13 protein-coding genes are annotated in these 20345 nt (G+C 73.9%); 7 read left to right on the top strand and 6 right to left on the bottom strand.

From position 1 onward, the window contains the following. Positions 1-2: 2 nt before the first annotated feature. From WME76_RS11265 to WME76_RS11275, 3 genes are read right to left on the bottom strand one after another with little or no spacing between them, the layout of a single operon-like run. A complete protein-coding gene (locus tag WME76_RS11265; protein WP_437960137.1) occupies positions 3-1307 on the bottom strand; it encodes a DUF4147 domain-containing protein in 1305 nt (434 codons plus the stop codon). Continuing rightward, complete coding sequence (locus WME76_RS11270) at positions 1304-2050, bottom strand: hypothetical protein (protein WP_437960138.1); 747 nt, start codon at positions 2048-2050, stop codon at positions 1304-1306. The genes WME76_RS11265 and WME76_RS11270 overlap by 4 nt, the downstream gene beginning before the upstream one ends. Further along, positions 2050-3381, bottom strand: coding sequence for an HD domain-containing protein (locus WME76_RS11275; RefSeq protein ID WP_061618990.1), 1332 nt, complete (start codon positions 3379-3381; stop codon positions 2050-2052). Before WME76_RS11275 ends, WME76_RS11270 begins: the two co-directional genes overlap by 1 nt. Positions 3382-3829: 448 nt before the next feature. On the opposite strand from WME76_RS11275, the gene WME76_RS11280 reads away from it, so the two are divergent. The 3 genes from WME76_RS11280 (at position 3830) to WME76_RS11290 (ending at position 8508) form a co-directional block, all read left to right on the top strand. Further along, entirely contained in the window at positions 3830-4000 is a 171-nt protein-coding gene (locus WME76_RS11280) for a hypothetical protein (RefSeq protein ID WP_437960139.1), read from the top strand. 387 nt (positions 4001-4387) lie between these two features. Continuing rightward, positions 4388-6505 carry a hypothetical protein gene (locus WME76_RS11285; protein WP_437960140.1) on the top strand — a complete coding sequence of 706 codons (2118 nt, stop codon included), beginning with the start codon at positions 4388-4390 and terminating at the stop codon, positions 6503-6505. A 275-nt stretch (positions 6506-6780) separates the two neighbouring features. Continuing rightward, on the top strand, positions 6781-8508 hold the full coding sequence (locus tag WME76_RS11290; RefSeq protein ID WP_437960141.1) for a serine/threonine-protein kinase: 1728 nt from the start codon (positions 6781-6783) through the stop codon (positions 8506-8508). Positions 8509-8539: 31 nt separating this feature from the next. Here WME76_RS11290 and mutH read toward each other — a convergent pair whose 3' ends face one another. Continuing rightward, positions 8540-9223, bottom strand: a complete 684-nt coding sequence (gene mutH / locus WME76_RS11295; RefSeq protein WP_437962102.1) for a DNA mismatch repair endonuclease MutH — start codon at positions 9221-9223, stop codon at positions 8540-8542. A gap of 219 nt (positions 9224-9442) precedes the next feature. Then, on the bottom strand, positions 9443-13000 hold the full coding sequence (locus WME76_RS11300) for a protein kinase domain-containing protein (protein WP_437960142.1): 3558 nt from the start codon (positions 12998-13000) through the stop codon (positions 9443-9445). A gap of 328 nt (positions 13001-13328) precedes the next feature. On the opposite strand from WME76_RS11300, the gene WME76_RS11305 reads away from it, so the two are divergent. After that, positions 13329-14528, top strand: coding sequence for an aminotransferase class V-fold PLP-dependent enzyme (locus tag WME76_RS11305; protein ID WP_437960143.1), 1200 nt, complete (start codon positions 13329-13331; stop codon positions 14526-14528). 102 nt (positions 14529-14630) lie between these two features. After that, entirely contained in the window at positions 14631-16622 is a 1992-nt protein-coding gene (locus WME76_RS11310) for an FTR1 family protein (RefSeq protein WP_437960144.1), read from the top strand. A 58-nt stretch (positions 16623-16680) separates the two neighbouring features. Here the strand turns inward: WME76_RS11310 and WME76_RS11315 are convergent, their stop codons facing one another. Then, complete coding sequence (locus WME76_RS11315; RefSeq protein WP_437290806.1) at positions 16681-17538, bottom strand: metallophosphoesterase; 858 nt, start codon at positions 17536-17538, stop codon at positions 16681-16683. A gap of 187 nt (positions 17539-17725) precedes the next feature. On the opposite strand from WME76_RS11315, the gene WME76_RS11320 reads away from it, so the two are divergent. Next, positions 17726-19474, top strand: a complete 1749-nt coding sequence (locus WME76_RS11320) for a phosphoenolpyruvate carboxykinase (GTP) (RefSeq protein ID WP_437960145.1) — start codon at positions 17726-17728, stop codon at positions 19472-19474. A gap of 261 nt (positions 19475-19735) precedes the next feature. After that, positions 19736-20293, top strand: coding sequence for a GbsR/MarR family transcriptional regulator (locus WME76_RS11325; protein ID WP_061616620.1), 558 nt, complete (start codon positions 19736-19738; stop codon positions 20291-20293). Positions 20294-20345 lie beyond the last annotated feature (52 nt).

Raw genomic sequence — 20345 nt, forward strand, 5'->3', positions numbered from 1 at the left:
AATCAGCGCGCGGGCGCGGCGCGGGTGAACTCCCGCGCGATGATGTGCACATCCGTGAGGTTGTGACCGGTCGGCCCGATCTCGAGCCGCGTGCCGAGGGCGCGGTGAGCGGCGGCGTCGTCGAAGCGCGTGAGCGCAGCCTCGATCGCGCGGTCGTCCATCGAGGCCGCTGCCGCTCGGGCGACGACCGCGCCCGCTGCGCCGGAGCTGCCGTCCGCGCCGTCGGTGGCCGCGCAGAGGAGCACGACGTCCGGCGGCAAGTCGCGCAGGGCGGCGAGCGCGATCCAGCCCGCGCGGCCGCCGGCGCCGCGCTCTGCCGGCAGCGCGAGCGTCGGCTCGCACGGGATCACGGCCGCTTCGCCAGGGGCGAGCGCGCGCGCGAGCGCGAGGCGACGCTGCACGATCGCGCGCGCGTCGCCGTCCTCCGCCGCGGCGGCGACGGCGCGGAGCCCTGTCCGGGCGGCGAGGGCGGCCGCCACGCGCTCGGCGAGCTTCTCCGGATCCGCGAGCATTCGCGTCTCCAGGGGCGGCGCGCCCGCTGGCTTCAGCGACTCGCTGAGCGCGGGCGCGAGCCGCGAGAGCTGCGGGGCCCAGCGGTCGAGCGCGGCGCGCGCCTCCTCCACGCGCGTCGGGTCCGGCACCGTGGGCCCAGAGCTGATGTCGTGCGGGAGCCCGCCCACGACGTCGCTCATGAGCAGCGTCAGCACGCGCGCCGGGGCCGCTGCCGCCGCGAGCCGCCCGCCCTTGATCCGCGACAGGTGGCGACGGACGAGGTTGACCTCCTGGATGGGGGCGCCTCGTTCGAGGAGCGCCGCCACGAGGGCCTGCTTGTCGGCGAGCGACACGCCCGGCGGCGGCGCCGCGAGCAGCGCGGAGGCGCCGCCGGAGATGAGGGCGAGCAGCAGATCGTCGGGCCCGAGCGCGGCCGCGATCGCGAGCGCCGCCGCGGCTGCATCCATGCTGCGGCCGTCGGGGATCGGGTGCGCCGCGCGCATCACGCGCAGCGGGCGCAGCGCCGCCTCGTCGGGATCGCTCGCCGCGGCATGCAGATCGCGCGCGGAGCACGCGGGCGCCGCGACGGTGACGGCGAGCCCATCGACGATCCTGTCTGCCCAGCGACTCCGGAGCGCGCCCTGAGCCATTCCGAGCGCCGCCTTGCCCGCCGCGATCACGACCACGCGGCCGCGCAGCGGGGCCGCCTCGGCGTCGAGCGCGCGCTCGACGAGCCCTGCCGGATCGAGCTCCGCGAGCCCGGCGCGGAGCGCGTCCACGAGCGCCGCGCGGAGCCCGTCGAGCGCCGCGCTCACGGGCTCCTCGCCCCCGCGACGCCGCCGCTCGCCGCCACCTCGACGGGGGCGCGGCCCCGGGCATAGGAGCGATCGCCGGCGTCGACGAGGTGCACCCGGAGGACGTGGTGCCAGCTGAGCGTGACCGACAAGAGGGCCCGCTGCGCGTCGCGCGCGCTCCCGTCGCCGGCGAGCTCCGGCCCCCGCCAGCGGAGCGCGCCGCGCAGGCCGAGGAACGGGCCCGTGGCGTCTCCCAGGAGCGGCACGTCGAGCGACAGCGAGAGCTCCAGCCCGGGCTCAGGGGCGAGGCCGGCGCCCGGCGGCGCCTCCCAGAACGAGCCCACGCCGAGCGCGACGGAATCGAGGAAGAGGTCGAGCCAGGGCGGGCCGCGCTCGAGATCGCTCGCGTACCGGGCGAGGAACAGAGGCTGGAGGAAGACGCCGCCCGCGAGCGAGCGCGCTACCGGCGTCCCCTTGGCGCCGAGCGCGTCGACGTAGTGCGCGTAGATCCCGGCGGTCTCCAGGTAGACCGCGGCGCCGCGCGCGCAGAGCGCCGGGCCGCCCTCCGCGAACGAGGCGCCGGCGCCCACGCGCAGATCGAGATCGCCGTCGAGGCGGCCGTACGCGCCGTCGTTTTCGGCGCGCGCCGTGGACGCTCCGGCGAGCGCCGCGAGCGCCGCGACGCCGGCGAGCGCTGTGGCGCTGGCGCGGCGTCGGCGCGCGGCCTCGAACGACCCTCGGGCTGCTTTCTTCGAGGTTGTCATCAGCGTATCAGCGCCTCCCGCACCGCGTCCCGCAGCTCGGGCGCGAAGAGGATCCGGGTGCGCGTCATGGTCTCGTTGCGCAGCCGGTCCAGCAGGAAGGACACCTCGGCGGGGCGCCGCGGGCGTCCTCTCGGGTAAACGACGAGGAGCGACTCGTCCTCGGCGTAGGGCGTGTCCTCGGCGACGTCGACGCCGACGTACACATCCGGGTCGAGCCCCGCGGCCTGCGCGATCCCGCGCACCGTCTCCAGCGCCTCTCCGCGCCGCGCGTCGCGCTCGGCGGGCCCTTCGCCGGGCTCGGGGAACAGCTCGAGCGCCTTGAAGAGCGAGCGCACGCGCAGGCGGCGGGCAAGATCGGAGAGCACGGGATCGGGCGCCGCCTCCCATGCGTGGATGGCCCCGAGCAGGACCTGATCGTCGAGCTCGATGTACTCCCCGAACGTCGGCATCTCGCCGGACGCCATCGCGGCGACGGCGGCGGGCACCTCGGGGATCCGGTCTCCCTCGGCGAGCCGGGCGACGACGCGCCGGAGGATGGCGCCGATCATCCACTCCGCGCTCCGCGTCGTCTTGTGGAAGTAGACCTGCTGGAACATGAAGTAGCGCGCGAGCAGGAACGACTCGATCGCGCTCATCCCCTTGGTCCCGTCGATGGCGAGCGACGGAGCAGGCGGGGCGGACGCGGCGCCGCCGCCGGGCATCTCCACCTGGACGTCGCTGAACCGGAGGCTGCGCAGCAGCCACGGCAGGTCGTACTCGCCATAGCGGACGCCGGTCGCGTGCGCGTCGCGCAGCAGGTAGTCGCAGCGGTCGACGTCGAAGGTCCCGCTCACGGCCTTGGCGAGGTAGGGCAGCTCGTGTCGACCGCCGATGAGGTCGGCGACTCGCTGCGGCAGGTAGGGGTCCTGGCGCACGAGCACCTGGTGCACGTCCGAGGACGGGTCGAGCAGGATGCGCTCGGTCCATCGTTCGTGGTGGAGCGCGCCCGGCATCGCTTCCTCGAAGAGGTGCGAGAGCGGGCCGTGGCCGAGATCGTGCAGGAACGCTGCGGCGATCGCGTCGCGCGCGCGGTCGCTGGTGACCCTTTGCCAGAACGGAAGGTCGCGATCGATCTGACGGAGCCTCGCGATCAGGAGGCGCATCACATGGGCGGCGCCGAGCGCGTGCGCGAAGCGGGTGTGCTCGGCGCCCGGGAAGGCGAGCGACGTCAGCCCCAGCTGACGGATGCGCCGCAGCCGCTGCACCTCGCGGGCGCCGAGCAGCCGCGGAACGATGGCCGCCTCGCCGCTCTCGAATTCGATGAGGCCGTGGACCGGGTCGCGCAGGATCACAATGGGTCTCCGCGCGACCCCATGGGCGCAGGGGGCACCGGGTCACTCAGGAGTTGCCTGATGGTGTCGAACCGCGCGCGTGCGCGACGGGTGGAGGGCTGGTCGCTTCGGGCGTGCGGTCTCGAGCTTCGGGCGTGCGGTGTGGAGCACGGCATGATGCGCCTCGACAGGGGCGGGAAATCAGGGAGGTGTGCGACGTTCCCACGCGAGCGCACGGGAAGGCAAGGGCGGCTGTCGCGGAGCGCCCTCATGGGCGGTCTGGCGACCTGGTCGTCGCCTCCCGCGAGGACGCCGCGCGCGAGGCGCCCCGATCGAGGCGCGCGACGGCCGCCCCGCAGCGGCAAGGGGTCCGGGGCGCCGGGGCGGGATCCTGCGGATGGACGTCGCGTGACAAACGTCGAAAACCAAGGGCAACGACGTAACGCTGAACGTGAAGACGAGCGCGACGATGAACGTAATGCTGAAGGTGAAGACGAACGCAACGACGAACGGCGCCGCGATGAACACGAGGCCCGCGATGAACACGATGAACAGCGCGGAATGCGTCATGGCGCGCTTCGCGCACCGCATCACCGCGATCGTGCCGACGCACGCGAGCCGCGCGGCCGCCTGCTGGTGAGCGCGAGCGCGTACGAGCGCATGCGAGCGCATACGTGGTCGACGGGGCGTGTGCGGGGGGGCGTGACACGAGACGTCGAGATGGCTCGCGTGCGCGCAACCGCCAGATGCGTAAGGACACGCAACGACACGCGGCACGAGACGGCGCGCGACCACGTGAGCGGACGAAGCGGACGAAAATGAGAACGGGGAAGGAAAGTGCTCGATTTCTTGGAGCTGGACGAGCATCCTGGTGTACGTTAGGAGGCTGGCTATTCCGCTGGTTAATGTGGGTCATTGGATATCCGGGAGATAGGTCGAGAACATGACCACGACCAACGGACGACAGTCGGGGCGGGCACATCCTGCAGATGAGGAGCTAGGTCGGGTGACGCGCGAATCGGGAGGCATGGCGAGCAGTGACGAGGCTGAGCTCGACGAGTCGCCGAGGCGGCTCGACGCCATCCTCCGCGCCCTTCCAGAGTCGGAGCTCAAGGGCCTCATCACGAGGATGGGGATCCGCATCGACGCCGCGAAGCGCATCGACGCGCCGTCTCAGGCGGCGCGCGCGCTGGTCGGCCTCCCCGACGTGCGCGACCCGTCGCGGCTCCCGACCGCCAGCCGCGAGCTGCTCCACCGCATCGCCGAGGCGGGGGGCGTGCTCGTCGTCCCCTCGCTGCCGGCCGGGCTCGAGCCGCTCATCGCCCGCGGCGTCGTCTACGCGCGCAAGACCGACGAGGGCATCGAGCTCGTGCTCCCGGCGGCGTTCCTCGTCCAGCTCAAGAGCTGGGAGAGCGAGGATCCCCGGGCGATCCGGGCGCTGCTGGCGCAGGCGCCCTTCGAGACGATGAGCGCGATCGCGACGCACTACCTCGGCCGCCCGGCCACGCCGCCCATCGCGCTGTCCCTCGAGGTCGCGTGGGAGACGCTGAGCGCTCCGGAGCGGCTGCGCGAGGAGATCGACCGCCTCGCGCCCGTCGAGCGCCGCCTGCTGGAGGCGATCGAGTCCGTCGGCGGCGAGGTCGACACGCAGGAGCTGCTCGATCTGGAGCGGGAGCCGATGCGCCTCCGCAGCGCGAGCGGGGTGACGGCGAGCCGCCGCGGCGCGGGCTTCGCGCTCGAGCGCCGCGCCTTTCTCATTCCGATCCACCCGAACCGGCACGTCGTGCCCACCGAGGTGGCCGCCATCGTCGGCGCGGATCGCCGCCGGATGCGCGAGAAGCGGCGGGAGCAGATCCGCTCGTTCGTCCTTGAGGAGGACCACGCGCCGCGGCGCGCCCGCTTCGCCTCGGATCCCGGGATGCTCGCGCTGGCGCTCGCGTACTGCGTGCGCGAGCCCGGCAGCGACGTGCGCCCCGGCGTCGGGACGCCGCGGTCTCTGCTCGTCCGGCTCGCGCAGCGCTTCGGGCGCGATGTCGAGGGCGTCGCGCTCGTCGCCGCGCTGTCGCGCGCGGTCGGGCTCTGGGATGCGTCGGCCGCATCGCCGGCCACGCCGCCTGGTTCGCTCCAGGTGCAGGAGCTGACGCCGCTCCTGTTCACGACGTGGCGCCGCGGCGGCGCGTGGGACGAAGCGCGGGCCGAGCGGGAGGTGCTCCGGGTCGCGTCGGACAACCGCGACGCGAGCCCGATCAGCGCGCTCCGCGAGATGGTGCTCGACGCGCTGCACGACCTCGGCGAGGGCCGCTGGGTCCCCTGGCAGTCGCTGCAGGGCTACCTGGCCGCCGACGAGCGGATCGCCGGGGTCGAGCGGCTGGTCCGTCGCTGGGCCGAGCGCGCCTCGGTCGAGGCGCCGGAGATCCCGGAGATCACGCGACGGATCGCCCTGGAGTCGCTGCCCGCGCTCGGGATCATCGATCTCGGCGGGGCCGAGGACGCGGCCAGCGCGGAGCTGGCGCTCCGGCTGACGCCGCGCGGGCGGGCGCTCCTCGCGGGCTCCGCGCCGAGCTCGGACAACAGCAAGAGCAAGTTCGTGGAGGCCCACGCGCTGCGCGTCGGCACCGGCGCCCGGGTCTCGGCCGTGCTCGGGCTCTCGGCGTTCGCCGAGATCGGCCGCGTCGGCGATCAGGTCGATCTTCTGCTCACGCCGCCGTCGATCGCGCGCGCGCTGTCGGTGGGCCTCGACAGCGACGCCCTGCGGGCGCGCATCGAGGCGGTCGCGCCGCTGCCGGACACGATCTCGCGCATGCTCATCCAGGCGAGCGTCGTGATCGGCAAGGCGAGCTTCGTCGGCGCCTCCGGCTTCCTCTGGATCGAGGACCCCGAGATCCGCGAGCTGCTCCGCACCCGCAGGCCGGCCGCCGAGATGTTCGTCGATCCATCGCCCCCCTCGGGCCTGCTCATCGAGGCGGGCGTGGATCTGGAGCGGCTCATCCGGCGCTGTCGCGCGCTCGGCGTCGAGATCGAGGCCGACCTCGGCAACCTCAAGGCGACGCGGCAGACGCCGGCGCACGGCACCGAGGGGCCGCACCGGACCTCGTCGACGGCCAGCATGCGCCGCTCCAGGACCCCGCCGGCGCGCACCCGCTGAGCTCGCTGTCGGGCCGCGTCGCGCGAACACGGACGCGGGGCCGGTTCCGAGGAGCAGCGCGCCAGCGACATCGGCTCCAGCGGACCACGGAGGCGCGCTGATGGCGGAGGCTGCGCTCGCGGTGCGCCATGGGCGTAGGACGGCTTCAAGCCGCGCCCGCTTGCGCATCTCCCGCGCGCTCGTCCCACCCGCGCGGAGGTTTTTCGCAGCCCTTTGCATTCCTGCGACGTGAGGGGAATCGCTTCGCCGAAGCGCGACGTGTATACCTTAGCTCGATGGCGCGCTCCTCTGGAGAGCCGGACTCGACCGACGCAGACGACCCGGTCGGCCCGGAGACGGCTGCGTTTCCGCTCGGCGCGGGGGAACCGAAGGCCGACAACGTCTACACGATCGCGCCTGGCACCGTCATTGCGCGCAAGTACCGCGTCGAGCGCACGATCGGCCGTGGCGGCATGGGCCTCGTCGTGGAGGCGCTGCACCTCGATCTCGATACGCGCGTCGCGATCAAGTTCCTGTTGCCAGAGTTCATGTCGTACACCGAGGCGTCGGAGCGGTTCATGCGCGAGGCGCGTACGGTCGCCAAGCTGCAGACGCACCACGTCGTCCGCGTGCTCGACGTCGCCGCGCTGGACAGCGGCGAGCCGTACATGGTCATGGAGCTGCTCGACGGCGAGGACCTCGCGTGCCACGCCGCCGAGGCGGGCACGCTCGCGATCGGCGAGTGCATCGATCACATCGTCCAGGCGTGCGAGGCGCTCGCGGAGGCGCACGCGCTCGGGATCGTCCACCGCGATCTGAAGCCGGCGAACCTGTTCCTGACGAAGCGCCCCGACGGCGCGCCGCTCATCAAGGTGCTCGACTTCGGCGTCTCGAAGATCCTCACCGGCGACACGGGCAACGTCTCGCTCACGCAGACGACCACGATCCTCGGCTCGGCGCTGTACATGTCCCCGGAGCAGATGCGCTCGTCGAAGAGCGTCGATCCCCGCACGGACATCTACGCGCTCGGCGTGTGCCTCTTCGAGATCATCGGCGGCAGGCCGCCGTACGTGGCCGACAGCTTCCCGGAGCTGTGCGCGAAGATCTACACGTCGCCGCCCGAGCCGCTCCAGGACCTCCGCCCCGAGGTGCCCGAGGGCCTCGTCGAGGTGATCGAGAAGTCGATCGCGCGCGAGCCCGAGGATCGTTACCAGTCGATCGCGGAGTTCGTGCAGGCGCTCGCGCCGTATGCCGCGCCGGGCACGCGCACGACCATCGCGGGGATCCTCCGCCAGCACGCCGCGGAGCTCGACCTGCCGCCGCCGGCCTCGCGCGCGGCCATGACGAGGACCTTGTCCCGCGCGTCGCGCACGAGCAGCGGCGGCCCGTCGGTGACCGACAAGGGCGCGCGCACCGCGGGCTCCACGCCGCCGTCGGACGACGAGGCCCCGCGCCGACGGCGCACGCTGCTCTACGTGGGCGTCGGCGCCGTCGCGGTCGCGGTGGGCGCGTGGGGGGCGCTCCAGTTCCAGCGCAGCCGGTTCGCCCTGGGGGGCAGCGACGTGACCAACCCGGCGGTGCCTTCGTCGAGCGAGACGGCGGCGTCCGTCGAGCCCGCGCCGCCGCCGCAGGCGCCGGACACGCCGGTCGCGGCGCCGAACGTCATCCCCGCAGGCGACGCCGAGAACGCGGCCGCCGCCGCGACGAGCGCCACGGCGACGAGCGCGGGCGCAGCGGACGCGGGGGCGGCGGACGCGGGCGTCAGCTCGAGCGAGGCCGCGGCGGACGGCGGTGCCGGAGCGGCCGCGGCTGGCGCGACCGCGCCGGACGCGGGGCCCGGCAAACCGTCGCGCGGCGGCGGGCGGGGGCGCGGGCGTCAGGGTGGGACAGGCGCGGCTCCCGCTGACGATCCGGGGCCGCCGCGCACCGTCGCGCCGGCGGTGACCGTGAACAGCGATCTCTCGATGGAGACGTGCACCGCGACGATGCCGGACGGCACCAAGAAGGTCGTCCCCTGCAAGTGACGCGCGTCGAGCCCGCGCGTCCGGGGCCCGATCACGCCGGCATCGCGGCCGGATCGCCCAGGATGGCGCCGGTGAAGCTGGGGCGCAGGTAGAAGCCGCGCGGCAGCGCCGCGATGATCTCCCCGTCGCGGCCGAACGCGAGCGTCCGCGAGCGCCCGGTCGCGGCCTTCGGCCGTACCTGCAGCCACCGTCCTGCGTGCGCGGTGAGCGCCTCGATGGCGCCGATGCCGATGAGCCCCATCAGGTCCTCGAAATCGGCGCGCAGGACGCCCTCCTGCGCCTCCGTGGGCCGCCAGAGCCGCGGGGCGCCGAGCCGTCGCTCCTCGCTCGGCTGACCCGGCGCAGCGATGATCGGGATCCAGAGCACGTGGGCGAGCTTCGCGCGAGCGCGCGACGTCTCCCACTCCGCGCGATCGGCGTCCGACAGCGAGATCGAGCAGACGAACGTCGATTCCTGCGGCGCCCCGGCGGCGTCCACGGGGATCGTCTTGAGCTCGATCCCGAGATGGGGAAAATCGGGCCTGGACGTCGAGCCGGCGGTCGCGCCGAGCGCGCGCTCCACGAGCGCGCCGGCCGCTCCCTTCGTGCGAACGCCGCCTCGGGGCACCGCGCGCTGGAGGGCGCGCGCGAGATCTGCGAGCGTCATGCCCGTCAGCGCGGCCGCGCGGCAGCGGAGGTCGACTTCGTCGCGAGGTGGTTCCAGGGCCGGGATCAACACGCCGCCCTTAGAACATCGACCGACGCGACTCCAGCGCTCCGGCGCGATCAAGATAGGTTGGCCGCCGGGATGCGCCGGTACGTCGATGGGAATCGAGCAGCGCTGACCCGGGGGCCATGGCGGCCTGAATTACGCGGCCCCCCCGAACGCGCCGCCAAGAAGAAGCCTACTGCCTAAATCCCTCTTTGGACCGCCGGATTTCGGAGGAAAAGTTGGTCAGGAATTTCCTGTATGACTCTTGCGGGATCCAGCGATGCTGTGCCTCGCGGTGCGTCCGTCGTCGAGCGGCCACCTCAGGTCGGCGAGCTGACCGGTGATGCGGAGGAGCATCTCCCGCAACGAGGAGGCGGTCGCACGGTCCAGCGGGTTGTGCCGTAGGCAGGCATACAAAAATGCCGCGATATCGGCGGTCCTGGCATCGTCGGCCAGGCGCTTGACCGGCGCCGGCAGCCCGTCGTGCGTGACGTGCGCCGTGATGAGCGCGACCTCGGTGGGCCCGTCGAACAGCGTCCTCCCGGTGAGGATCTCGTAGGCGAGGCAGCCGAAGCTGTAGGCGTCGGCCGTGAGCGGGGTCGGGGTGACCCCGGGCGGAACGACCCCCCAGATCTCCGGGGCGCCGTAGCAGCCGGTGGCGCAGCCGGGGCGGATGTGGCGTCCCGCCAGGCCGAAGTCGACGAGCACGGGCTCTCGCCCGCCGCGCAGGATCACGTTGGTGGGCTTGATGTCGAGGTGCCCGACGCCGACCGCGTGCATCGCCTCGAGCCCGGCGAGGATCCCGTCGAGCAGCGCCACGGCGCTGCGGGAGGTGAGGCCGCGCGCGTCGAGCAGCTTGTCGCAGCGGATGCCCTCGATGAGCTCCATCACGAGGATCGGCTTGGGGCGGGCCCCCGCGTCGAACGTGACGAAGCGGGCGAGGTTCGGGTGGTCGGGGAGCGAGAGGAGCGCGCCTGCCTCCTCCCGGAACAGCCGGAGGAAGTCGGCCTCCGAGACGCTCCGGGCAGCCGTGTGATCGTACTCCGGCACCTTGAGGGCGAAGCGCTCGGCCGACGGATCGTGCCGCTCCTCGGTGCGGGTGACGACGAACACCGTCCCCAGCGAGCCGCCGCCGAGCTGGCGGTGCACGTAGAAGCCGCCGAGCGTGCGCCGGCTCGGTAGCCACGCGGGCAGCGGCTGCTCGGGCAGCGTGACGCTGCCCGGCGCGCTCGGGCGCCGGACCGGGAGCCGCATGATGCGCGGCGCGACGAGGGCGACCACGTCCGCGAGCGCGCCCGGGATGCTGGCGCGCGCGGCCGAGACGAGCGCCTCGATCGGCGCGGCGACGCCCGGCTCGACGCCCTCTTCCTCCTCCTGCAGCGCGACCTCGATCGCGAGGCGCAGCGGCTCGGTCGCGCCGGAGGGCGCCGAGGCGGGGTGCTCTCCGCAGCGCCGGCGAGCGCCGGCGGTGAGCTGCGCGAGCCGCGTGAGGGCGTCCTCCAGGGCGCTGAGCGGCGAGGCGTCCGCGTCCCCGTCGCCCGCCCCGGTCAGCGCGCTGAGCGCGCCGGCCGTGTTCACCGCCCCGAGCGCGCGCGCGAGGCGGGCGAGCGCGCCGCGCACGATCTCCGTGCGCTGCGAGGCGCCCGCGGGCAACGCCGTGACGAGCGCGTCGACGGCGGCGATGCGCTCGAGCGCCGCGCGCGCGCGCTCGGCCTCGGCGAGCTCCGCGTCCAGCGACCCCCGTCGCGTCGACCGGACCGACACCGCGGCGTCGCTGTCGGGCGCGCGTCCCCCGCGCGCGCCGCCCTCGCGCCCCCCGCGCGCGAACCGCGCGTAGGCGCGCAGGAGCTGGGCGACGTCCGGGTGCATGCTGGCCTCCCCGAGCACCTCCAGGTCGTCGGGGTCGCCGCCGCGCATCGCCGCGTGCAGGAAGATGTCGGCCGCGTCGGCGGCCCCCTCGCGCACGAGCGCGTCGAGGCCGCGGGCGACCGACGCGGCGATGGCGCGGCGGAGCGACGAGCCGCGGTCGGCGCGCAGCCGGTCGAGCAGCACGCCGATCGCCCCTGTCCAGCGCGCGAGGACGCGCGCCTTGAGCTCGGGCTCGCCGCCGAAATCGGTGTTCTCGCCGTCGATCAGGTGGATGAGCGCGCGCAGGTTTCGCTGGTGCACGGTCACGTGCAGGGGCGGCGAGGCGCTCGCGCGCGCGGCGGGCCCCTCGGCGCGGAGCAGCCAGCGGGCGAGCCGCTCGTCCAGATCGTCCAGCGAGGCGACCCCGGTCGCGTCCTCGCTCGGCCGGCGGTTCAGGAGCAGCAGGCTCCTCAGCAGGCCGGAGCCGAGCAGCTCCGCGTCGAGCTCGCGCACGAGCCCCACCGCGGCCCTGCGCGCCGCGGTGCTCTGCCCGTCGTCGAGATCGCTGAGCTCGATCTCCTCGAGCGCCCCCACGACCTCGGCCGCCAGGGCGTACGCCTCGAGCGCGCGGCCGTGCGCCTCGCGCGGCCCGGTCTCGACGAACGCGGCGACGGCGCCGTCGAGCGCGCCGCGCAGCAGCGCGACCCCGGCGCCGTCCATCGCGAGGTCTCGGTGGACGACGCGCGCGAGCGCCGCGAGGCCGTCGTCGCGCGCGTGCGCGCTGGGCGGCGCCTCGAGCGCGTCCTCGAGCGCGCGGGCGCACCGCGCGGCCGCGCGGGCGCCGAGCGGCTCGCCGCGGCTCAGCGCCCCGCGGAGGTCGCGCCGCAGCTCGACGATCGCCTCGGCCGTCGACATCGGCGACGCGCGCGCGATCTCGTCGAGCAGCGCGTCGGCGGCCTCGGGCTCCGCGTCGGCCGCGACGGGGAGGCCCCACGCCATCGCCGTGGCGATGCCCGGGTCGGCCGTGAGCAGCGGGCTCCGCAGGAGCTCGACGGCGCGGCGGAGCGCGCCGTCCGGGTCGACGGCGATGCTCGCGGCGAGCGACGCGGCCCCGCGTCGCCACTCGGTGGGGGAGAGATCCTGACCGAGCAGCGCGCGCACCTCGTCGGCGAAGTCGGGCAGCACCCCTGCGAGCAAGCCGCGCGCCGCGGCGACGTGGCGCCAGACGAGCGGCTCGCGGTCGGCGAGGAGCGTCTGCCACGCGAGCGCGATCCCGTCGGCGCTGCGGTCCAGGTCGCGCCGGCGCCCGTCGCTGACGTTGCGGAAGACGCGGAGCGGGAGGTCGTCGCCTTGCATGGCCCTGCGGGTCGCCTCGCGGGCGGCGCGCTCGAGCAGGCGCGCGGCGAGGCGACGCTCGGGGAGTGAGCCGGTCGAGGGCGCCGCGATCCAGTCGCGCGACAGCTCGCGCCGCGAGGCGAGCAGCAGCGCGAGCGGATCGACGGGAACGTCGGTGCCGGCCGGGAGCCAGAGCGAGAGCATGACGCGCGCGCGGATCCCCGCCCCGGAGAGGCCGCGGGCCGAGCCGGCGGCCATGCGCGTGGCGAGCGCGACGAACGTCGCCGCGTTGCCGGCGTACAGCTGGTTGAGCACGCGCCGGCCGAGCTCGCGCCGCTCGGGCCCGTGCGGGAGCGCGCCGGCGATCTCGTAGAGAGCCACGCTCGCAGCGGCCGGCGCCAGCCAGCTCAGGTCCTCGAGCAGCCCGTCGGCCATGGCGGTCTGGACGCTCCGCAGCAGCCCGTCCGGGCTGAGGGAGTCGAGGGGGGTCGACCCCTCGAGCGCGTCGACGAGGGCGATCGAGGCGATCGTCTGGCGGAAGAGCGCGCGCCGGACGTTCGGGTCGTCGTGAGACGTGAGATCGACGAGCCCTTCGAGGTATTCCGCGCGCGGTCGCATCGGCAGGTTGCGCAGTCTAGCGCGACGGCGCGCCGGCCCCCCTCCCACGCCGCAGCAATCCTCGCGCGTCACGGAACCTCCCACCCCCTCCGCTGTCGCGTCTCTCCGCCCGACCCCGGGAGAGCTACCTCCCCCTACGATGATCGGACGCGCCGGGGGCGCGCCCCGGCCGCCCGTCCCGCTCGCCGAGGACGCAATCCGCGCGTCGCGCGCAGGATCCACGGGCCGACCCGGTGGAAGTGAACTCGGAAGTGGGTTAAGCGGGGACGCGCGCGGAGCCTCACCGCCTCGCGCGCACGTCGCGCGACGCCGTGACCGAGGAGCTGGAATGCAAGGAGACGCGGAACCGGGCTTCTCGTTCGACCTCGACGCGTTCCGCGCCGCGTACTCGCGCTTCCTCACGCCCGCGGACGGCGCGGCGCCGCGCATCCTGCTCACGGGCCATTCCCACCAGGCCTGGCCCGACGTGGCGCGCGACGCGCTCGTCGCGTGCTTCGACGACGCCGCGCGGCTCGTCGACGACAAGTGGGACGCCGCGGTGCTCCCGAAGCGCGCGGCGGTCGGCGAGGCGATCCTGGAGCGGATGGGCTTCGATCGCGGCGACGCCATCGCCTTCGGCCAGAACACGCACGAGCTCGTCTACCGGCTGATCACGGCGTTGCCTCTGCGCGAGCGGCCGCGGATCGTCACCACCCAGGGCGAGTTCCACTCGCTCAGGCGTCAGCTCGCGCGCCTCGGCGAGGAGGGCGCCGAGGTCGAGTGGGTGAGCGTCGAGCCGCGCGCGGCGCTGGCCGATCGGCTGCTCGCCGCGCTCCGGCCGGGCACCTCGATGCTGGCGGTCTCGGCCGTGCTCTTCGAGAGCGCGACGGTGGTGCCGCGGCTCGACGAGATCGTCGCGCGCGCGGCCGAGATCGGCGCCGTCCCGCTCGTCGACGCCTACCACGCCTTCAACGTCGTCCCGGTCGCGTGGGGCAGCGCCGCGCCTCAGGTCTTCGCGGTCGCGGGCGGTTACAAGTACGCGGCGATGGGGGAGGGGATCTGCTGGATGCGCGTCCCGCGCGCCTGCGCGCTGCGCCCTGTCTTCACCGGCTGGTTCGCCGACTTCGGCGCGCTTGCGGGCAGCGGCGGCGGCGTCGCGTACGCGCCGGGCGGCGCGCGCTTCGCGGGCTCCACGTTCGACCCCTCCGCGCTCTACCGCGCCGCCGCGGCGCTCGAGCACTGGGATCGCTTCGGCCTCACCGTCCCACGGCTGCGCGCGATCTCGCTCCGGCAGACCGGGCGCATCCTCGGCCTCCTCGACGCGGCGGGCCGCGCCGGCGACGTGATCTCGCCGCGCGAGCCCGAGCGGCGTGGCGGCTTCGTCGCCGTCCGCGCGGCGCGGGCGGGCGACGTCGTGGAGCGCCTCCGCGCCCGGCGCGTGCTCGTCGACGCGCGGCGCGACGTGGTCCGCATCGGCCCCGCGCCGTACCTCACCGACGCCGAGATCGACGAGGGCGTCGCGGCCCTCCTCGAGGAGCTCGGCCGCTAGCGCCGCGCGCCGCCCCAGAGGCCGGCGGCTCGCTCGCGCTCACGCTCACCCACGCCTCACTTCGCCTTGATCCCCGCACACAGCCCGCGGTACTTTCTGAATATGACTATCAACATCACGCGCAGCCAGCGGATGCTCGCATTCCTCTGTCTGGCTGCCGTGCTGCTGGGCGCTCCGCTCGCCCGCGCGGATCAGGGAGATCCGCCCGAGATCGAGGCGCAGCGGCTCGTGCACATCCTCGGGTACATCGGCGCCGACTACGGCGGCTCCGTCGCGAACGGCGTCGTCACGGTGCCTGACGAGTACGCCGAGCAGCTCTCGCTCGCCGCGGACGGCGCGAAGATCGCGGCGCGCATCCAGACCGCGATCCCCCCGGAGCGGCAGCTCGATCTCTCGGCGCGCGTCGCGAAGCTCCGCGAGCTGCTCGACCAGAAGGCGCCGCCGGCGGACGTCGTCGCGCTGATCACGGGCCTGCGCGCCGAGCTCGTCGGCGCCTTCCAGATCGAGGAGGCGCCGCGCGCCGCGCCGAACGCCGCGCGGGGCAAGAGCCTCTACCAGGAGCACTGCGCCACGTGCCACGGCGAGACCGGGCGCGCCGACACCGCGCGCGCGGCCACGCTCACGCCCCGCCCGGTGAACTTCCACGACCCCGAGCGCGGCGAGGCGATCGCCCCGTACCGCGTCGTGAGCACCGTCCGCTTCGGCGTCGACGGCACGGCGATGGTCCCGTTCACGTTCCTCTCCGACGCGGATCGCTGGGATCTCGCCTTCTTCATCACGGGCCTGCGCCACGCCGACGTCGCCCCCGCGCCGGCCGGCGTCGCGCCCGCCTACACGCTCGCCGAGCTCGCGGCCCGCACGGACGCCGATCTGCGCGCCGAGCTCCGGAGCGCCGGCGTCCCGGCCGACACCGAGGCCGCGGTGCTGGCCGATCTGCGGCTCCGCGCGCCGTACGAGGATCGCGCCGCCCGCACCCCGCTCGGCCTCGTCCGCGTGAAGATCGAGCGCGCGCGCCAGGCGATCGCGCGGGGCGATCGCGACGCGGCCCGCGGGAACCTCATCGACGCGTACCTCGAGGGGATCGAGCCGATCGAGGCCCCGCTCCGCGCCGCCGACGCCTCGCTCGCCGCCGCGCTCGAGGCGCGCAGCATGGAGCTCCGCGGCCAGCTCGAGCGGGGCGCCTCCCCCGCCGAGCTCGGCGCCGCCATGGACGCGCTGCTGCGCGACGTCGGCCGCGCCGAGTCGCTCCTGTCGCCCGCCGCGGCGCCGAAGAGCTTCGCGTCGACGGCCCTCTCGAGCGCCGGCATCATCCTGCGCGAGGGGGTCGAGGCCGCGCTCCTCATCGCCGCGCTCCTCGGGCTCGCCGCCCAGGCGGGGCTCGCGGACAAGCGGCGCTTCGTGCACCTCGGCTGGATCACCGCGCTCGGGCTCGGCGTCCTCACGTGGATCGCCTCTGCCCGCATCGTCGCGATCTCCGGGGCGCAGCGCGAGCTCATCGAGGGCGTGACGGCGCTCCTCGCGACGGCGGTGCTGTTCTACGTGAGCTACTCGCTGCTCGCGAAGCGCGAGGTCGCTCGCTGGATGAGGTTCCTGAAGACGCAGATCTCGCCGCGGCGCGCGGCGCTCTCGCTCTTCGGCGTCTCCATGCTCGCGGCGTACCGCGAGGCGTTCGAGACGGTGCTGTTCTACCAGGCCCTGCTCGCCTCGAACGCCTCCGCGACCGCGGCCCTGGCGGGCGCCGTGGGGGGCGCTGTGGTGCTCGTGGCCGTGGTCGCGGCCTACACGCGCGCCGGCAGGTTCGCTCCGCCGCAGGTCTTCTTCCGCATCTCCAGCTACCTGCTCTACGCGCTCGCGGTCATCTTCGCCGGGCAGGGCGTGGCCGCCCTCCAGATGGCCGGCAAGGTGCCTGTCCACGCGCTGCCCTTCGGCGGCGTGCCCGCCCTCGGCATCTTCCCGACCGTGGAGACGCTCGCGGCCCAGCTCGTCCTGCTGATCCTCGCGCTCGTCGGCATCCTCGCGGAGCGCCGCCACGCGAACACGGCGCCGAAGCCGCCTGCCCCGCCCGCCCAGGTCGCGCCCGGCCCCGCGGCGTGAGCGCCGCGCCGCGGAGCGCGTCGTCGAGGCGCTCTCCGCGGCCGCCCTCCGCGGCCGCTCAGGGCTCGCTGTGCACGCGCGGCGCTTCGGGGTACAGCGACCGGAGCCCGCGCCACGCGACGTCGGACGCGCTCTCCGCGGGCTCGGCGAGATCCCACTCCAGGTAGAGCTTGTCGCCGTCGTAGCAGCCGAAGCTCGTCGAGAGGCAGAGCAGCGGCTCGCGCTCGGTGGCGTACCCCGCGCGCGCGACGTCGTGCCCGTAGACGGCCACGCAGGCGTCCGGATCGAGCGCGCGCAGGAAGGCATGGGCGCGCTCGCTCGAGGTGCTCCGCGCCCAGAGCAGCGCGCCGAGCGTCCCCTGCAGGGTCATCTCCGTGAGCGGCACGTCGAGGAACCCGTCGAGCGGGAGCCGCTCCAGATCCTCGCGGCTCTGGATGCGCGCGTGCGGCGCGGCGTGGAGCATGACCATCCGGGCCGCGTGCGCGACCGCCACGAACGGCCACCCGCGGAACCAGCTCCGCATCGCCAGCGTGTCCTCCGGTCCGAGCAGGTCCTCGAGCCGCTGGGCCTCGTCTGGAAAGAACTTCGCCACCACGGGGCCGCCGACATGCGCATGCTCGTGGTTGCCAAGCAGGTAATGAACCCTACCCGGGTGGCGATCTGCGAGTCTCCTCGCCTTTTTCAACAAGGTCACGGAGTCGCCCCGGTAAAACGAACCCAGGTAATCAGGCCATTCGCCCTCATCGAGCTCGGGGCCGTGCACCAGGTCGCCCGTGACCACGAGCACCGCGCCGTCGCGGCTGGCCGCCGCCTGCTCGAAGATCTCGGCGATTCGCTCGAAATCCGCGACATTCCCCTGAAAGTCGGTGGCGACGATCAGTCTGCCCCGCTCGGGGAGGTCGACGACACGCTGCACGTCTCCAGCATAGCCGAACGCCCCTGCTTCTCCTCGCGCGAACTGAGCCCGCTCACCGTCACCGCGGCCCGGTCGCCGCACGTTGCTGCGCGGCGCGCAGTTCGCCAGATCATCCAGTTTTGCTGTATTGCTACAGCGCTACTGTCCATTGGCGGTCCTTCTGGCCCGGGCTAGGCTGCGTTGCTGTATGCAACACCGGAATCTTTCAGCGTGGGTCGACGAGGTCGCGCAGCAGACGCGGCCCGATCGGGTCGTCTTCTGTGACGGCTCCGAGGCGGAGAACCGGGCGCTGATCCAGGGGATGCTGAGCGACGGCACGCTCCTCGCGCTCAACGAGGAGAAGTACCCCAACTGCTATCTTCACCGGAGCGATCCGACCGACGTCGCCCGGACTGAGCACCTCACGTTCATCTGTAGTCGGGACAGGGACGACGCCGGCCCGACGAACAACTGGATGTCGCCGGACGAGGCGCCGCAGAAGGTCGGCCGGCTGTTCGACGGGGCGATGAAGGGGCGGACGATGTTCGTCGTTCCCTACCTGATGGGCCCTGTCGGATCGCCGTCGGCGAAGGTCGGAGTCGAGATCACCGACAGCCCCTATGTCGTGGCGAGCATGCGGATCATGACGCGCATGGGCCGGGTTGCGCTCGATGCGCTGGGCAGCTCCGAGGAGTACTGCCGGGGGCTGCACTCGCTCGGCGACCTGAGCCCGGAGCGCCGCTTCGTCTGCCACTTCCCCGAGGAGCGGCTCATCTGGAGCATCGGCTCCGGGTACGGGGGCAATGCGCTGCTCGGCAAGAAGTGCTTCGCGCTGCGCATCGCGAGCACGATGGCGCGCGACGAGGGGTGGCTCGCGGAGCACATGCTCATCCTCGGCCTGGAGGACCCGGAGGGCCGCGTGACGTACATCTGCGCGGCGTTCCCCAGCGCCTGCGGGAAGACGAACCTCGCCATGCTCGTCCCGCCCGCGTCCCAGAAGGGATGGAAGGTGTGGACCGTGGGCGACGACATCGCCTGGCTGCGGATCGGCCCCGACGGCCGGCTCTGGGCCATCAACCCCGAGGCCGGCTTCTTCGGCGTGGCCCCCGGGACGAGCTCGAGGACGAACCCGAACGCCCTGGCGACGCTCTCCCGCAACTCGATCTTCACGAACGTCGCGCTCACGCCGGAGGGGACGCCGTGGTGGGAGGGCTTCGATGGGCCGGCGCCGGCGGCGCTCACCGACTGGAGGGGCCGCCGCTGGACGCGCGACAGCAACGAGCCCGCGGCGCACCCGAACAGCCGGTTCACCTCGCCGGCGCGACAGTGCCCCTCCGTCTCACCGGAGTTCGACGCCCCGGCGGGCGTGCCGATCTCGGCCATCGTCTTCGGCGGCAGGCGCGCGCGGCTCGCGCCGCTCGTCTGCGAGGCGCGCGACTGGGCCCACGGGGTCTACCTCGGCGCGACGATGGCCTCGGAGACGACCGCGGCGGCCACCGGCAAGGTGGGCGTCGTCCGCCGGGACCCGATGGCGATGCGCCCCTTCTGCGGATACAACATGGGCGACTACTTCCGGCACTGGATCGAGCTCGGAGAGCGCCGCGCGGCGTTCCCGAGGATCTTCCACGTGAACTGGTTCCGGCAGAGCGACGCGGGCAAGCTCCTCTGGCCGGGCTTCGGCGAGAACCTCCGCGTGCTGCGCTGGATCGCGGCGCGCGTGGGCGGGGCGGCGGAGGGCCGCGAGACGCCGCTCGGGATCATGCCCGCGGCCGGGGAGCTCGACACCAGCGGCCTCGACGTGAACGACGAGGCGCTGCGCGAGCTCTTCGCCGTCGACCGCGACGCGTGGCTGGAGGAGGCGCGCGATCGCGAGACGTTCCTGGCGTCGTTCGGCGCCCGGATGCCGGAGGCGCTGCTCCGGCAGAACCGGGATCTCGCGGCCCGGATGCAGGCGTGAGCCCGCGCCGGCCGCCGCCGCGCGGCCGGCGTGGCCGACGGTAGCCCGAGGCTCCCACACGCGGCGCCGACGACGCGCGGTCCGCGCCGAGGCGAAGGGCTGCCGCCTTTGGCGGCGTGCGACGGCCGCCGAGCCGGAAGGCGCGCCGGGCGGGTCGCGCTACAGCCGCGCCTGTCCGTTTCTTGCTGAGCACGGTCGGGAGCGTCTTGACGCCGGTCCAGCTTGGCCCACACAGTTCCTTCAGAGAATTTTGAAAGTTCAATGAGCTCTTCAGCCGACATCCACCGTCAGGCGGAGCTGCTCGCGGCGGACGCGATCGGCGATGTCATCGAGCACTGGGGATTTCGCCGGGTGCTCGGGCGGATCTGGACCGTCCTGTTCATCGCGGGCGGCGCCCTGTCCGCCGCGGAGATCGGCGAACGCCTGCAGGTTTCTTCCGGCGCGATGAGTATGTCGCTGACAGAACTGCAGAGGTGGGGTGTAGTACGAAGGGTATGGAAACCGGGCGAGCGGAAGGAGTTCTTCGAGGCCGAGACGGACTTCTGGAAGATGATTTCCAAGGTGTTCGCCGAGCGCGAGCGGCTGATCGCCGACTCCGTGAGGGAACGGCTGGAGCGTGCTTCCGCGTTGCTCGAGGGCCTGCCGCCGACCGACGCGGCCAGGTTCAGCCTCGATCGGGTGGAGCGGCTCCTCTCGTTCGTGATCGTCGCGCAGACGGCGCTCGACGGGTTCATCAAGAGCAGGACCGTGGATTTCTCGCGGTTCGGGGATCTGGTCCGGTTCCCGATCCGCGCCGTGCGGTCCCGGCGAGGCGCATAGCGGGCTCGTGATTTCGGACGGCTCGACCGCTACGTGGGCCCCGCGCGGTGCG

The organism is Sorangium sp. So ce119, from assembly GCF_051524405.1.
Classification (GTDB): Bacteria; Myxococcota_A; Polyangia; order Polyangiales; family Polyangiaceae; genus Sorangium; species Sorangium cellulosum_G.